The organism is Moorella sp. E308F (assembly GCF_006538365.1).
In the GTDB taxonomy this organism is placed as follows: Bacteria; Bacillota; DSM-521; order Neomoorellales; family Neomoorellaceae; genus Neomoorella.
In genome coordinates, this window is record NZ_BJKN01000005.1 from 1 (window position 1) to 14,329 (window position 14,329).

At 50.8% G+C, this 14,329-nt stretch carries 15 protein-coding genes and 1 tRNA gene; 2 read left to right on the plus strand and 14 right to left on the minus strand.

Translation table 11 applies throughout. The features are described from left to right. Positions 1-95 precede the first annotated feature (95 nt). The 6 genes from coaE to E308F_RS15550 form a co-directional block, all read right to left on the minus strand. The gene (coaE, locus tag E308F_RS15525) at positions 96-716 is read right to left on the minus strand and encodes a dephospho-CoA kinase (RefSeq protein ID WP_141265831.1); all 621 of its coding nucleotides are present in this window, start codon (positions 714-716) and stop codon (positions 96-98) included. An 11-nt stretch (positions 717-727) separates the two neighbouring features. Beyond that, the gene (ytaF, locus tag E308F_RS15530; RefSeq protein WP_141265832.1) at positions 728-1,351 is read right to left on the minus strand and encodes a sporulation membrane protein YtaF; all 624 of its coding nucleotides are present in this window, start codon (positions 1,349-1,351) and stop codon (positions 728-730) included. Positions 1,352-1,430: 79 nt separating this feature from the next. After that, positions 1,431-2,255 (minus strand): bifunctional DNA-formamidopyrimidine glycosylase/DNA-(apurinic or apyrimidinic site) lyase, encoded by an 825-nt coding sequence (mutM, locus tag E308F_RS15535; RefSeq protein ID WP_141265833.1) that lies wholly within the window; start codon positions 2,253-2,255, stop codon positions 1,431-1,433. Positions 2,256-2,261: 6 nt separating this feature from the next. After that, positions 2,262-4,937, minus strand: coding sequence for a DNA polymerase I (gene polA / locus E308F_RS15540; protein WP_141265834.1), 2,676 nt, complete (start codon positions 4,935-4,937; stop codon positions 2,262-2,264). 93 nt (positions 4,938-5,030) lie between these two features. Then, on the minus strand, positions 5,031-6,017 hold the full coding sequence (locus E308F_RS15545) for an anti-sigma factor family protein (protein ID WP_141265835.1): 987 nt from the start codon (positions 6,015-6,017) through the stop codon (positions 5,031-5,033). Beyond that, a complete protein-coding gene (locus E308F_RS15550) occupies positions 6,014-6,631 on the minus strand; it encodes an RNA polymerase sigma factor (protein ID WP_141265836.1) in 618 nt (205 codons plus the stop codon). The genes E308F_RS15545 and E308F_RS15550 overlap by 4 nt, the downstream gene beginning before the upstream one ends. Before the next feature lie 107 nt (positions 6,632-6,738). On the opposite strand from E308F_RS15550, the gene E308F_RS15555 reads away from it, so the two are divergent. Further along, positions 6,739-6,825: transfer RNA gene (locus tag E308F_RS15555), tRNA-Leu, on the plus strand. Positions 6,826-6,915: 90 nt separating this feature from the next. Here the strand turns inward: E308F_RS15555 and E308F_RS16350 are convergent. The 3 genes from E308F_RS16350 to E308F_RS16045 form a co-directional block, all read right to left on the minus strand. Next, positions 6,916-7,344 carry a tyrosine-type recombinase/integrase gene (locus E308F_RS16350; RefSeq protein WP_141265837.1) on the minus strand — a complete coding sequence of 143 codons (429 nt, stop codon included), beginning with the start codon at positions 7,342-7,344 and terminating at the stop codon, positions 6,916-6,918. Between the two features lie 193 nt (positions 7,345-7,537). Then, a complete protein-coding gene (locus E308F_RS15565; protein ID WP_307722593.1) occupies positions 7,538-7,807 on the minus strand; it encodes an integrase core domain-containing protein in 270 nt (89 codons plus the stop codon). A 12-nt stretch (positions 7,808-7,819) separates the two neighbouring features. After that, positions 7,820-7,993 carry a hypothetical protein gene (locus tag E308F_RS16045; RefSeq protein WP_172613991.1) on the minus strand — a complete coding sequence of 58 codons (174 nt, stop codon included), beginning with the start codon at positions 7,991-7,993 and terminating at the stop codon, positions 7,820-7,822. Positions 7,994-8,443: 450 nt separating this feature from the next. On the opposite strand from E308F_RS16045, the gene E308F_RS15570 reads away from it, so the two are divergent. Beyond that, positions 8,444-9,526 carry a hypothetical protein gene (locus E308F_RS15570; RefSeq protein WP_141265839.1) on the plus strand — a complete coding sequence of 361 codons (1,083 nt, stop codon included), beginning with the start codon at positions 8,444-8,446 and terminating at the stop codon, positions 9,524-9,526. A gap of 339 nt (positions 9,527-9,865) precedes the next feature. On the opposite strand, the gene E308F_RS15575 is transcribed toward E308F_RS15570, so the two are convergent. From E308F_RS15575 to E308F_RS15595, 5 genes are all read right to left on the minus strand, one after another. Continuing rightward, positions 9,866-10,330, minus strand: coding sequence for a hypothetical protein (locus tag E308F_RS15575; protein WP_141265840.1), 465 nt, complete (start codon positions 10,328-10,330; stop codon positions 9,866-9,868). Positions 10,331-10,515: 185 nt separating this feature from the next. Then, complete coding sequence (locus E308F_RS15580; RefSeq protein WP_141265841.1) at positions 10,516-12,378, minus strand: CARDB domain-containing protein; 1,863 nt, start codon at positions 12,376-12,378, stop codon at positions 10,516-10,518. Between the two features lie 345 nt (positions 12,379-12,723). Continuing rightward, the gene (locus E308F_RS15585; RefSeq protein WP_172613992.1) at positions 12,724-13,389 is read right to left on the minus strand and encodes a copper amine oxidase N-terminal domain-containing protein; all 666 of its coding nucleotides are present in this window, start codon (positions 13,387-13,389) and stop codon (positions 12,724-12,726) included. A gap of 40 nt (positions 13,390-13,429) precedes the next feature. Next, positions 13,430-13,618: a hypothetical protein gene (locus tag E308F_RS15590; protein WP_141265843.1), complete on the minus strand. Its 189-nt coding sequence runs from the start codon at positions 13,616-13,618 to the stop codon at positions 13,430-13,432. A gap of 181 nt (positions 13,619-13,799) precedes the next feature. Continuing rightward, positions 13,800-14,057 (minus strand): hypothetical protein, encoded by a 258-nt coding sequence (locus E308F_RS15595; RefSeq protein WP_141265844.1) that lies wholly within the window; start codon positions 14,055-14,057, stop codon positions 13,800-13,802. Positions 14,058-14,329: the final 272 nt, after the last annotated feature.

The following is a 14,329-nucleotide window of genomic DNA, read 5'->3' on the forward strand; positions in this document are numbered from 1 at the left end:
AGACACGCACCGCCCGAGGCAGGAGGAAAGAAAGGAGCGCCGCCACTACCAGCAGCCACAGGTAACGGCGCCAAGTTTTTATCATGAAGTACCCCTCACTTTTTCCATGACAATCTTCCTGCTCGCTGGAGTTCCCGCCAGGCTGCCAGGACGGTGGCACGGGTGGCGTCAAGATCACAACCGGTGGGAATGATCCGGGCGGCATGACGCAATCTTTCTTCTTCTCCCATCTGTGCCCGGAGACGGCTTTCAGCTTCTTGCGGCGAGAGGTTGTCCCGTTCCATTAATCTTTTTAACCGCACCGTTGCCGGTGCGGTTACCACCCAGATGGCATCCACCATATCATCCATACCTGCTTCAATTAAGAGGGGGGCCTCAATAACCACCACCGCCTCCGGGTCAGTTTGGCGTAAAGCCGCTATTTGCGCCTGGACTTTCTCCCGGATGCGGGGGTGGGTAATGGCATTCAACAATTCCCTGGCGACAGCGTCACTAAAAACAATCCGGCCAAGGGCCCGCCTGTTTAAATGGCCGTCTGGCTGCAAAATCCCCCGGCCAAAGGCAGCGACAATATCCCGGTAGGCAGGCTTGTCGGGAAGCACTACCTCCCTGGCCACCTGGTCGGTGTCGATGACTATAGCTCCCAGTTCTTTTAAAATCCCGGCCACTGTGCTTTTTCCGCTGGCAATACCGCCGGTAAGACCGATAATAAACATCTCCATTGCTCCTACCATCGCCACAGTCCTATGGCGATTAAAATTAAACCCGGCAGAGCTGCCCCCCGCCAGCCCAGTCTTTCTGGCTGCCAGCGCTGCCCCAGGAAGCGACCTGCCTGCACCAGCAGTAGCTGGCAACAACCAATGCAGAGCGGTGTCAGCAGGAGGGAAAAACCGGCGGCAGCGGCGCCAAAACCTATTCCGACGGCATCCAAAGCCAGGGCCAGCCCAAGGGTCAGGGCCTCCTGGCTGCTAATACTTCCAGATAAATCCATATCAGCCCGAATAGGTTCCTTGAGAATCTGAATCACCAGGCCCAGGCGGGGCAGGCGGAATTTGACTAAAGTTTTTTCTGCCGGCTGCGGCTCGCTTTTTTTCAGATAGGCTTCAAAACTTATGGTTAGTCCCAGGGTTAATAATATAACAGCTCCCAGGCGGCCGGCAAGGGTTGGACTGAATACTCTGGTTACGATATGACCACCGGCCATGGACAGCAAGCTGGCGGCCGTAGATACCAGGGCGATCAAACCCAGGGAATGCCAGGGCAGCTTTATTTTCCTCAGGCCATAAGACAACCCCACGCTCAGGCCATCCAGGCTGGCGGCTAAGGCTAAAAGTAGCGTTGCCAGTAACATGGTAGTTTATCCCACCCTTTTACCCTTATGTCTTCTATACAGTAATATACGGGTGGCAGGGGGGATACGTGCCTGTCATTTAAACCTGGCAAGTGGGACAAAACACGGTGCTCCGGCCGCCGATTTTCACCCGTTCAAGGGTGCAACCACAGCGGCGGCAGGGCTGGCCGGCGCGACCGTAAACCTGGAGGTAATCCTGATTTTTCCCCTGCTGACCGTGGCCATCGACGTAATCCCGGAAAGAGGTGCCGGAATTGGCTATACCCTGGTCTAACGCGGCCTGCATGGCCCGGTGCAGGCGCACCAGTTCATTCTCAGTCAGCGAAGCCGCCGGTCTAAATGGATTGAGCCCCGCCAGGAAGAGCATCTCGTCGGCATAAATGTTACCAATACCGGCCAGGAGGTGCTGGTCCAGGAGGACCTGTTTTACCGGTCGGCGCCGGCCAGCACAGATGGCTGCCAGGGTGGCGACATCAAAGGCCGGGTCCAGTGGTTCCGGCCCCAGTTTTTTCAGCCCGGCCGCTACCGTTACCTCGTCTTCCTTGCCCAGGTAGAGGCGCCCAAAACGGCGGCTGTCCACCCAGCGCAAGGCACCACCACCGGCCAGGTGAAAAACCACATGGGTATGGGGCAGTACGGGGCCGGTCGCCGCCGTTAAGATCAGGCGTCCGGTCATCCTTAAATGGGCCACCAGGCAATAGCCGGCTGTAAGGTAAAAAAGGAGATACTTCCCCCGGCGGTCGAGACGGGTTATTATTTTACCTGTCAGCAAATCGATGAAAGTGGCGGCATCGGGTACAGCAATAACGCCGGGGTGGTATACCTCTACCCCGGCAATGGTTTGCCCCTGGAGATGGGGAGTAAGGGTACGTTTAATGGTTTCTACTTCCGGTAGTTCGGGCATCGCATTTCACTCCAGAATCATGGCTCCGTATCTCATTAACGGTTCCATATCATACCAGCTAGGGCCGTATTTTAAATCCACCTGGAGAGGGACCTGGAGTTCCAGGGTATTCTCCATATTCTCCTTTACCAGGTCGGCTACTGCCGTCAGGTCTTCCTCAGGGACCTCAAAGATCAATTCGTCGTGAACCTGGAGAATCATCCGGGCGGCCGGGTATTGCTCCTCCAGCAGGCGGAAAATCTTAACCATGGCGATTTTAATAATATCTGCCGCGCTGCCCTGGATGGGAGTATTCATGGCTGCCCGCTCCCCAAAGCTCCGGGCAGTATGGTTGGAACTGAAGAGTTCCGGCAGGTAACGGCGTCGCCCCAGGAGGGTGGTTACATAGCCATCCTGCCGCGCCCTGGCAACGACCTCTTCCATGTAAGCCTTAACACCGGGGTAACGCTGGAAATAACGCTCAATATATTCATGGGCTTCACTGCGGCTGATGCCCAGGTCGCGGCTGAGGCCGAAATCGCTGATGCCGTAGACAATGCCAAAATTCACGGCCTTGGCGCTGCGCCGCATGAACGGTGTCACTTCACTTAAGGGAACACCAAAGACTTCAGCTGCCGTCCGGGCATGGATGTCTTCCCCCCGGCGAAAGGCGGCAATCATGCCGGCATCACCGGAGATGTGGGCCAGAACCCGAAGCTCGATCTGGGAGTAATCAGCAGCCAGAAGGAGGCGGCCGGGAGCATGGGGAACGAAGGCGCGGCGCAGGCGCCGACCCACTTCCAGGCGCACCGGGATGTTTTGCAAATTGGGCTCGCTGCTGGACAGGCGGCCAGTAGCCGTCACCGTCTGGTTAAAGGTGGTATGGAGGCTCTTCGTTCTGGGATTGACCAGGGGCTTCAGCCCGTCCACATAGGTGGATTTTAACTTGGTAAGCTGGCGGTATTCCACCAGCTTGGCGGCAATGGGGTGTCTAGCGGCCAGTTCTTCCAGGACGGCAGCGTCGGTAGAAAAGCCGGTCTTGGTCCGCTTTACCGGCGGCAGGCCCAGTTTTTCAAAAAGTATATTCCCCAGCTGCCGCGACGAGTTAATATTAAACTTTTCCCCGGCCAGGCGGTAGATTTCTTCCGTCAGGGCGACAATATTGCCTTCCAGTTCAGCACCCATCATGTCCAGGGTTTCCAGGTCAACAGCCACACCATAACTTTCCATCTCACCCAAAATCCGGGTCAGAGGAAGTTCCACCCCCCGGTAAAGCTCCTCCATGCCGGCTACCTGCAATTTGGTAACAAGTTCCCGATGCAAAAGCCTGGTGGCCGCCGCCCGCCGAGCAGTGGTCAGCAGTAAAGATTCATCTTCCACCAGGGCCAGGTCCAGGTGTTCCAGGCAGAGTTCCGGCAAATCATGACGGGAGGCGGTGGGATTAAGGAGGTAGCCGGCGATCATGGTGTCGCCGCCCGGGTCGGCAACCCGTGCCCCGGCCTCCTTCAGCCAGACGAGGGCTGCCTTGGCATTATGAAAGATGGGCCCTGCCTGCAGCAGGGGTGCCAGGGCCCGGGCCAGGCCAGAACCTGGTACCTCCGCCGTATCCAGAACAGCCACGCCCCCTTCCCAGGCCAGTCCCACGGCTAATGCTGCGGCTTCCAAATAATTGGCGTTATTCAAAGCCAGGGCAATAGCAACTTCTTGCTCCCCCGCCAGGCGCCCGGCAAGTTTGGCCAGTTCTTCCAGGCTGGTCAAAATAAGGGGCTCCGGGAGATTTAGGGTTTTGACGGTGGCTGCCGGAGCCATCCCGGCACCCTCTTCCTGCATGCCTTTTAAGACATCCCTGACCAGGCTATTAAACTCCAGTTCCTTGTAAAGGGCCAGGACAGCCTCATAGTCCGGCTTCTCACGACGGCAGGCTTCAAGATCAAGTTCCACCGGCACGTCGCAGCGAATGGTAGCTAGCTGCCGGGCCAGGCGGGCCTGGTCAGCGTAAGCAACCAGATTGGCAGCTACTTTCCGTCCCCTGACCTCAGCGGCATGGGTCAGTACCCCTTCCAGGTCGCCATACTGGCGAACCAGCTGCACGGCCGTCTTTTCCCCTATTCCAGGTACGCCGGGAATATTGTCGGAGGCATCACCCATGAGGGCCTTGACATCAATGAGCTGACCGGGCTCCAGGCCATAGGCTTTTTTAATGGTCTCCCGGTCAAACAATTCCACCTGAGAAAGGCCGCGCCGCATGAGGAGGACCTTAACCCTGTCATCTACCAGTTGCAGGGCATCACGGTCCCCGGTCAGGATTAAAACCTCCAGCCCTGCCGCTGCCCCCTTGCTGCTTAAAGTACCAATGAGATCGTCGGCCTCAAACCCTTCTACTTCACAGCTTGCCAGCTTCCAGGCTGCCAGGAGGCGTTTAACAAGGGCAAACTGGGGCCTGAGTTCCGGATCGGTCTCCGGACGCGTTCCTTTATATTCCTCATACAGGTTGTGGCGAAAGGTTACCCTGCTGTAATCAAAGGCCACAATTACATAGTCCGGCGCCACCAGGTCAAAGGCCTTTTGCAGCATGGTGGCAAAGCCATAAACGGCATTGGTTTGAAGGCCTTCACTTGTCTGAAGCGGCGGCAGGGCATGAAAGGCCCGGTGAATAATGCTGTTGCCGTCCACCAGGAGCAATCTGCCTTTTTTTATAGGCATTCGTCACCCTTCTTTATTAAAAACGCTGCTTCTATTTTATCTTTTTCTGTTTCCGGTGGCAATTCTTTTCCCCTTCACACCAAAAAACCACCCTTAACTTGAGGGTGGTCTGGAGGGCGCCTCCTCCTTATATACCTTTTCAGGTACCGTCAAAGACTGGTATATATCTGCTGAATCAATATTAATTGGCGAGGACATCCTGGCATCAGGGGTGGCCCTATTCTTTTCCCCGGTTAGGTTATCAGGCGGGGTAGGCGGCGGTGAAGTTGTTCCCGTCCCAGTTTGTTTACCGGTTGCAGAAATTTCTCCTTCATCCTTATTTATTTGTAGCCTGTTATCCCCTGGAATAATTTGCTCCGGGGACGTCTGGTCCTGGGGGCCAGTTATATGTTCACCAGGTAATTTTTGTCCCTCTCCTACTTGATGGTTCTGTTCTGATGCCGGATTGGGGTTTTGTCTCCGGGAGCTAACATTGGTCCTGGCCTGGACAATCGGATTTCTCTCCCCGCTGTTGAAAACTGGCTGGGGTTTGGTAGACTTCGCCGGTTGTCGCCTCAGAGGCTGTGCTGGCCGGGTTTCTTCCCATGAAGGGGTTATTGCTGGTGCTGGTGTTTTGTTTTCTTGGTCTGTAACTATCGTGGAGAGATCCCCTGCCGGCGCTGGACCCCTCGGAGCTTGCAAAGCTTTCACCTGTTCTTGTTCGCCCTGCATAGACGCAGGCGTTGCTTGTCCGGCCTGGAATGGGAGAGGGGAGGGAAAATAGCCAGCAGAAGCAGTAATAGCCACCACAACTGTGATGGCCGCCGCTGCCGCCAGGGAGAGCCACTGCGGCAGGCGCTGGTACCAGGGTCGGCAGGCCGCCTCAAGCCGCGACCGCAAACGCTCTTCAAAACCGGCCGGCAGTTCCAGTTCTTCTTCCGACCATGCCTGGAGAATGTTCACCGTCTGACGCAGGGCCTCCAGTTCTTCCCGGCAGGAGTTACACAGGCGCAGATGTTTCTCCACGGCCCGCCGTTGGGTTGCCGTCAGGACACCGTCCAGATATGATGACAGGAGTTCCCGGTAATGGTTACAGTTCACCGCCCCTCACCCCCTTTGCTTATATAGACGTTTTGCCCCAAAAAATGTTCCCGTTCCTTTATCAGGTGCTGTCGCAAAAACTGCCGTGCCCGGCTCAAGCGGGATTTCACCGTCCCTACGGAACAACCCAGGATAGTCGCTATCTCTCCATAGCTAAAACCCTGCAAATCACGCATGATTATTACCATGCGATATTCCGGCGTCAGAACCTGGATTAATTTATGTATATAGTCCTCCCCTTCCCTGGCCAGGAAAATTTCTTCCGGTGAAGGGACACCTCCCCAAGTGGCCAGCTCCCAGGGTACCCCCTCTGTTTCCTGCAAGCCCTCCAGGGAAAGGGTGGGCCGCCGGCTGAGGCGGCGCAAGGCATCGCGGCAGACATTGGCAATGATATGCTGCAGCCAGGTTTTAAAGGAACACTGTCCCCGGAAGCCTGGCAGGTTTTTAAAAGCGCGCACCAGGGCCTCCTGGGCGGCATCACCAGCATCTTCGGCATTGCCCAGGAAGCGGTAGGCAATGGTGTAGAGCATCTTCTGGTAACGCTCTACCAGGAGGGTAAAAGCCTCCATATCGCCCTTTTGACTCCGGGCCAGCAATTCCTCATCAGGGACCACAGCTGCCCACCACCTTCCAGCTTTTTTCCTATTCGCCATCTCCCTTACTTTATCCTTTTAGGCCCTTGCAGGAACGTAAAGTCTATGTTAAAATTAAAAGCACACAAGCCGAAGTGGTGGAACTGGCAGACGCGCCGGACTCAAAATCCGGTGGCCGCGAGGCCGTGCGGGTTCGACCCCCGCCTTCGGCACCAGAAAGTTAGGTTTTTCAAGGCTTTGCGGGTTTGCCTGGCGGTTGCCAGCCACAGAGCCGAGGGCAACCGCAAACAAACCGCAAATATTAATCAGCATTGACCAGCTTCGTAGAGCTGGTTTTCTTTTTGGCCGTCAGGAAAGAACCCGCTCAGGATGTAAGCCTCGAATTGATCCACCGCTTGATAGTACTTATTCATACTCGGATACACGTAGGTTCGGGCGGTAAACCCGGGATCATAGTGTCTCGCTAGATCGGCTACTATGTTGATACTTACCCGAACTTCCTGAGCCATGATAGTTACATAGGTGTGGCGCAAATCATGAAAACGAATGCGAGGAAGACTAGTCTTGTCAATAAATGCTCTAAACTTGTGACTGAGGTCTGATAGGTCCCAAGGCTTTCCGTCAGGTTTACAACATACTAGCCCGAGATCCTGATATGCCGGACCTAACTGTAATTTACGGGCCGCTTGCGCCTTCTTTTCCTTGGTCAATAGCGTTGCTAAAATTTTAGGCATTATAACTGGTTTAGCCTTACTGTATTTAGACTTCGTGTGGCTGTCTAGCTTTAATTCAGTTTTTGGAGCGGATTAACCCCCGCAGATTGGACATATGCACCCGACATTAAACTCTCTCGCAATTTTTCTTCAAGTTTTAAAGGGGCAAAGGCTTTCGAATACGCACCAATTTACGTCACACCCTCGCGGGATGTCAGGGCTGCAATCCTGTCTCAATATGACGACGGTAAAACTTGGCCGGCGACAAGTAGTGCAAACTGGAGTGCAACCGGCGGTTGTTGTAACGGCTAACGAATTCTACGACCGCCTGATATGCCTCCGCATAGGTCCCAAACTCGCCCATCGACAAGCATTCATCCTCAAGAAGCCGATGGTACGATTCGATATATGCGTTCATATTCGGTGTCTTGGGCGGTATTCTCTCGTGTAGGACATTCCATCGCTCACACTCCGCTTCAAACAGATGGCTTACAAACTAGGGTCCATTATCCGAACGGATGATGGGTAATGGTAAATTCCTTTGAAGAATCTGACGTTTCCATAATGCTGCTCGAAAAGTTTCAACGGCATGTCTGACTTCACAGGTTAGACCAATATGATAGCCCACAATCTGCTTGTCATAGACGTCAGTAAATTTCAGACGTTCCACTTGAACAACCTCCTGACCTTATAATCTCATGAATTTGGAAGATTGTCCAATCTAATTTCGGGGCTTTAGAGGTTTGTATGGGAAAGTTGTAAACTCCAGTGGGGGTTGGGCGCGAGGGATTAGAATAAGTGGGGCCTCAAAACCTGAGTCTGGATATGGAGCAAGTTACAGTTATTCGTTAATGCAAAATGGCTCTCCTTTCCCTGATGAAACAGCTTATGACATAAATTATTATATAGCTAGAGCATATCCAGGAACAGTTACTCTAAATTTTGCCAATAAGGTCTATACTTCTGATAGCATTCCCGAGAACAACGATAAGAGACACTCTACAGTAACCTTGCCATAAAAAGGGGTTTCCCCAAAGATATGGATGAATAACTTAGAGTAACGAGGCCTTAAGGCTTCGGAAGTTCTGTGAACTCAACAAAAAATGTTAGGGGGAGAAAGATGTATTACAAGAAGAAATTAGGTTTAATCATTATCTTGTTGGTCACGTGCGTTATTTCAGTGGCATTAGTGGGATACGGTTTCTCGTTTATGGAAGACAAATTGCTGGTTAATAATGTGCCTACCTATCCCAAACCAAGTGATAGCCTAAACATGGTATTTTCTTCGCCTGACAACAGATATGTAGTAGAACTCAAAACACAGCCTGAGTTTTTCGTTGATGGAAGTATTGTATATGACGTTTATTTAACCACCCCCGAAGGGAACAAAAAGGAAGTTCCGGAAAAAGTTCTTATGGCCTCTCCAGCAGAGGCAGAAGCGAAAGATTATATAGTATGGCTTAGTAAGGACGGGTTCATGATAAATGGAGAGAAGTTAATTAAGACTTCTGGTGAAGTCGAGGATCTTCGTCCCCTCTGGGGAGAAGTAAAATATGCTTCCTCTTTTAAGGTATCTCCTGATAAAACTCAACTGGCGCTAATAGGTAAAACCAGCAACAATGATAGAGTTATAAAGGTCATAGATCTTAACACCCGCCAAGTTATCGCCACTCAAATTTATCCTTTTAAGGAGCCGGTAAACACTGGTCCGCTGACCAACCGGATAGCATGGGGGCTAACAAATACCATCTACTATGATGTGGATATTGAAGGCAAGTATCGAGTCTATCACTTACGTAGCGGTGTTCCATCCCTACTTTTTGAAAATGCCAAGCTGATTAACACTTCACCTGATGGGAGATACCTAGCCGTGATTAAAGGATTAACCAAAGAAGAACAACCTTTCACCCTTATCTACGACCTGCAGGACAAAACCGTGAAAGGCGAAATTTCTCGAAGCAGGCGCATCTCTTGGCTTACAGACAAGGAGTTTATTGCGGTTGATCTTTCAGGCACGAGCTCTCAAGCAGAAGTATATACGATTAAAGGCGAAAAGTTGCTGAAGCGCGATACTTTTAACCTACCGGAGGGTATTTTCATAGGAGCTAAATTAGAAGAAGATGCAGTGGTCTTGAACTCTGTCTCCACAAGCGCAGATGGCAAAGTACAAATGATCAAAGAAAGACGGAACTGGAAACCATGAATACAGCTACCCCATTGGTGTAAAGTGCGGCACAGTAAGTACAGATTTAAGGCTTTTAGGGCAATTGGAAAAAGCGGTAGAAGAAAAGGGTGGTGCTTCCGAAACAAGTATGATTTTCCGGCGGTTGAAGCTTTGTCCCTCAAGGTCTCTTGGTCTTGAGGGGGAGGGGGAAATCAAAAATGATTACAGGCTTTAGCCCGCAAGCATTTGCCAAGTTTTGCTTCGGAAGCACCGAAAAGGGTTATACAGGGGAAGTACAATATGAAAGGGTAATTAAATAGGCAAGCACAGAAGGGGAATGAAATATTTACGGCCCGGACATCTTCCGGGCCGCCCATTTTATTTTCTCACGAAAGCAAGCGAAGCCAACTTTTCCATTTCTTGCACAGGCAATATGCAGAAATTACTGCGTTCCCCCATCGCCCGCAGGGCCGCATCGCCGCCCAGATCTAGGCCGAATATTTTTTCTCCGCTGGATAGATTATATTCGTATAGAAAACCCGCTTCCACCAAAAAGTTTAACACGAAATCAGCCTCACCTGTTGCCAAGCCTTTAGTAGTAAAAAATTCCATAGCTGTTTGCCTATAACAAAATTTACACTGGTTAAGCCACGACAAAAATTCTAGAATTACGTCTTGCATCCCTCCGAACATACGTTCCAATAGCATTAACTTTAACGTTAGAGGATCGATTGGCCCAGCCTTTGTCCTACGCACGCTTACTTTCTCAAACTTACGGCCGATTTGGAGGAGTATATCACGCATTTTTTCAAATGTGGCCCCGGCCCCATTCCCATTCGCCATCCTCACTCCACCCCCTCTCCCAAAACGCCTCTAAATCCAAAAATTTTGGCCTACAAGCGGCCTTTCTGGCGGGGGTACGTAGGGAAGAATATCCACCGCCCAAAACCCCCGCCAGAAAGGCCAAAATTTTGCGTTTGCGTAAATTTAACGTCATGCAGTTATAATTGCATAACTTTATAACGTTACTACTGCACCACGTGCGTTTTCAATAAGTCATACATGGTACAGGTTATTTCAACCCCGAAATCGAAGCCATCACAAACTCCCGTCCTGCCGCCCTGATTTGAAGTTAGCCGGGCCACGTAAAGGCCCTCTTTGGTATTTTCGTCGCTGTAAATATAACGCTGCCAACCGTCGGTTGTCGTATCTCGAAGTGGGAATTCCCACACCGATCTTTCCACATACCAGTCACCATCTTGGTAGACTTCACGGCTGGTGCGCTCTAAGATCGTCACCTTTCCGTCCGGCCACTGAACCCGCATCTCGGTCGGGCCGTTGTAGGTTCCTCCGAAGGGCGTGGCAGGCGGGCAGCACGGGCTTTGAGGAACTTTGCTCTCCCAATCAGTACGATATTCGGTTACTACCTTCATGGTCATGTAGAACCCGGCCAGGGTCTTAGCATTTTCATTTCGTATATGAAAGTCGGTCGTCTCCAGGGCGCTCCGCCAGCTCGCCGAAAGTACGGCGTCAACGATCCGGAACTGCTCTTGGTAAGTTACCGTCTTGCTGGCGGGCTTCCAGCAACCATGCCAGTGACAGCCATCATCGGTACAATGCCTCCAGCAGTGGGGCTCCCAATACTGCCAGTTGTAGGTAACTTGCCAACTGCCGTTAGTGTTTTGGCAGAGGGGATATATTACAGGAGGTGGGTTAACCTCCAGAGAGGTAGTCTTCTTGTTGTCTGCGTAAGTAGTTTCGGCAATATTTCTATCAGGGTTAATTTCGGCCTCCAGGGTATAATTACCTGCGTTCGGAGGAACCCAAGTAAAAACGTAATCCCTTGCCTCATAAGCTGGTAATGTTACAGGTTGCCGGGCTATTTCATTTCCGTTGGCCCTTACAACTAAAGTGGTGTTTATACTTTTATTAGAGTAGTTCTGCGCTCCTACCGTGATCGCTACCGAAGAATTCTGTTGGGCAGGTGAAGGCTGAACGTTGATATAGTTTACGGCCAGATTAACCTGATCCAAAACGAAATCAATCGACAGCCAGTCATCGCTTTTATCCGAGTTTAAATCTCCATTTGGATCGTTTTCAGCTCCGTTGTAATACACTGTAAGGGTTTTATTCTCATTCGTAAGCGGCGTCCATTGAAAAGTCACGTCTTTTTGATCGGGAAACATCATAGAAGGTATTATGCCGCTTCCGATCTCTACAGGGTGATTACCGCCTAACTCTGCTTCGGTTCCCCTTACGTCAAGATTTATTAACTGAGCCCCCGGCAACTCGGAAGTGGTGAGCGTTACCTTAACGTTATATGGCACTCCGGCCTTTACGGGTTGATGTACTACAGGGGTGGAACCCCTGGTGGCTTCCGCCACCGGGGTTCCGTTCTGGTCAGTAACCTCTACTTTCTGTACCGTCACATTGGCCTTTCTGTACCCGTAGACCGTAATTGTCCAGGGAATGTACCAGCGCCAGCCTTCTACATTAGGGCCTTGCCAGGACTCTTTGATGTTTTGGGCTCTTTCTTTTGGTGCTAAAACTAGTGCGTAAACCAGCTCGATATTGCCATTGGCGTCGGGGCGGTCAGAACTGCTAACGCCGTACTGTTGGGAAAGATATACCAAATAATCCCCTTCAAATCTGCTGTATAATGTATACCTGTCCTTAGGCCACCCACGAGTTAGAGGATCAAGAAAATCTTGCTCTGTAATGTACTTCTTAGTCTCTATTCTGGTGATATGATAATCCTTAACCAACCAGTCCGGCAGGTGGTAAGTTATGCCCCATTGCACACCTACGCCCCATGGTGCGTCGGGATAGGTATCGCCGTTAGTATCTTGCCAGACCCCATTGGCGTGTTTCCAGATGTCAAAATAGGCCACATCGATAATTTTCGCAACAATTTCCTCTGGCGGCGCTCCAGTGGGAGCGGCAGGGTCGAAGTTGGGGCCAATGAAACCCAGGCAAATATCGCCAATAGAAGCAGAATACCTATTTTTTTCTTATCCGACTTTCTATTGACCACCCTACCACCCCCCTATGGTAGTCTGACGAATGCTTCTGGCGTGCGAATATATACTTCCGATATATCCTCAGGCTTGACTAGCCACTCCCCAGCATGATAAAGGGGATAATGTACCGTAATTGTGCCGTCGGGATTGGTAGTAACAGCACCAGTATAGGCATCTTTTGAAGGTGTAATTTGGGTAAAACTGCCGTCTTTTTTTCTAAATTACTAAACTGTAATTACTATATTCATTCATAACCACGTCAAACTTTTGTTCCATAATACGGTAGCTATATATACCCACACCATAGTAAGGAGTAACAAAAGGTAAAGTTTTCGGTTCATAAACTAGGTAATTTTTGAGGCGTTCAGTCAAGTAAGGATTATCGCTGTAAAGATTGAGATAACCTTGTAGAGAAGGATAATCTCCTACTTTAATTCCAGTGTTCTTTGCCTTCGGGCTTATTACATATACGATATAGTTAATACCATCCCATCGGACTTCGCACCCCAACCCTTCGGCGACTGCCCGCAAGGGAATCATAGTGCGGTCATTTTTGATTACAGGCACGGTGTCCATGACCTTCTGCTGGCCATTAACCGTATAAGTGTTTTTCCCGATCCAGACTACTACGGTTCTCCCCTCATACCGGACGGTAACGCTCTGGTCGGCTTCGTTCCAGTCCACGGTTGCGCCCAACGCTTCCGAAACGGCCCGGTATGGGATCATAGTGCGGTTGTCTTCGTTGATATAAGCGGGCACGTCGGGATGAATTTCCCTGCCGTCAACTAAAACCCTGGGATGCATGGCGTCGGCGGCGAAGGCGGCTGCGGCCAGGATAAGGGCCAGGGCAAGGGTTAAAAGCGACACGGTAATTTTCTTCATGCTAATCATTCTCCTTTCGTTTTCTGGTCTTTTTGGTCTTTTATTTTTTTTTAATCTTCTTAGAGGGCCTTGTTTCCTCCGGCGCCTGAGGGAATTTAGCTACATAAGTATCCAAAAATTGCTTTAGTGCCTCGTTTACCACCTCTTTCTTTTGCTTTCTTTCACTAGCGGCCACAATTGAAATTTTCCTCCAAATCTCTCCGTCTATCTCCACGCAAACCCTTCCCACTTTCTCGCCCCCTTAGCATAGTTTACACCTGTATATTACCATACGTCGGTTAAATTTACAACTTTAACCTAATTTTAAAACTTTTGTAAATGAGTTTTAGACATTTCTTTAAAGGTTGGCAAAGTGGCGGGGCAGGGTGGCCCCGCCCAAAAGCATTTTAGTACGCTAAATGTCTCCTCTCCTAGACTAGACGGTACAAATCCCTGTACTTATCGTCGTCTGTTGTGGAAATTGGCACAGGCCGGGGCCGGGCCGCCAGCGGGGTGGGCGGCTCCCACTTTTCCCGCAGGGCCGTGAGAAGCATACCTTCTACACTTCGTATTTGCTTACCTTGGGCGGCATAAGCGGCCAAAGCCGTGGCCGCTTTCTCGACCTCTTGTAGGCGGTATCTTTTAGCAACTTCAGCAGCAAAGGTGTTGCTAACCCGGGCTCCGATCACTTTTTCAATAGTCTCAGATACAGTTTCGGTGTTGGCATAACTACTACTACAACCTAGAGGAGAAGCTGCTTTAGTGTTAGGAGCCTTTCTGTTTGCTTTGGCTTCTGCTTCCAGTTCGGGGTAGTAGTTGTAGGTCTCACTTTTGTGTAGATCCTCACATTAATTCATCCCAAAATAATTCCATGGTCGCAAATTGAACAATCTGCATCTAAAGTTAATACCAGGAGAGTATGAGAATCCTATTTCACTTTACGCCAGTATTCAAACTATAG

Bases quoted from the DNA above. Each gene is read 5' to 3' on its own strand.
- E308F_RS15570 (WP_141265839.1), top strand. From the start codon at position 8,444: ATGTATTACAAGAAGAAATTAGGTTTAATCATTATCTTGTTGGTCACG.
- E308F_RS16350 (WP_141265837.1), bottom strand. From the start codon at position 7,344: ATGCCTAAAATTTTAGCAACGCTATTGACCAAGGAAAAGAAGGCGCAA.
- polA (WP_141265834.1), bottom strand. From the start codon at position 4,937: ATGCCTATAAAAAAAGGCAGATTGCTCCTGGTGGACGGCAACAGCATT.
- mutM (WP_141265833.1), bottom strand. From the start codon at position 2,255: ATGCCCGAACTACCGGAAGTAGAAACCATTAAACGTACCCTTACTCCC.
- E308F_RS15575 (WP_141265840.1), bottom strand. From the start codon at position 10,330: ATGGCGAATGGGAATGGGGCCGGGGCCACATTTGAAAAAATGCGTGAT.
- coaE (WP_141265831.1), bottom strand. From the start codon at position 716: ATGTTTATTATCGGTCTTACCGGCGGTATTGCCAGCGGAAAAAGCACA.
- ytaF (WP_141265832.1), bottom strand. From the start codon at position 1,351: ATGTTACTGGCAACGCTACTTTTAGCCTTAGCCGCCAGCCTGGATGGC.
- E308F_RS15585 (WP_172613992.1), bottom strand. From the start codon at position 13,389: ATGAAGAAAATTACCGTGTCGCTTTTAACCCTTGCCCTGGCCCTTATC.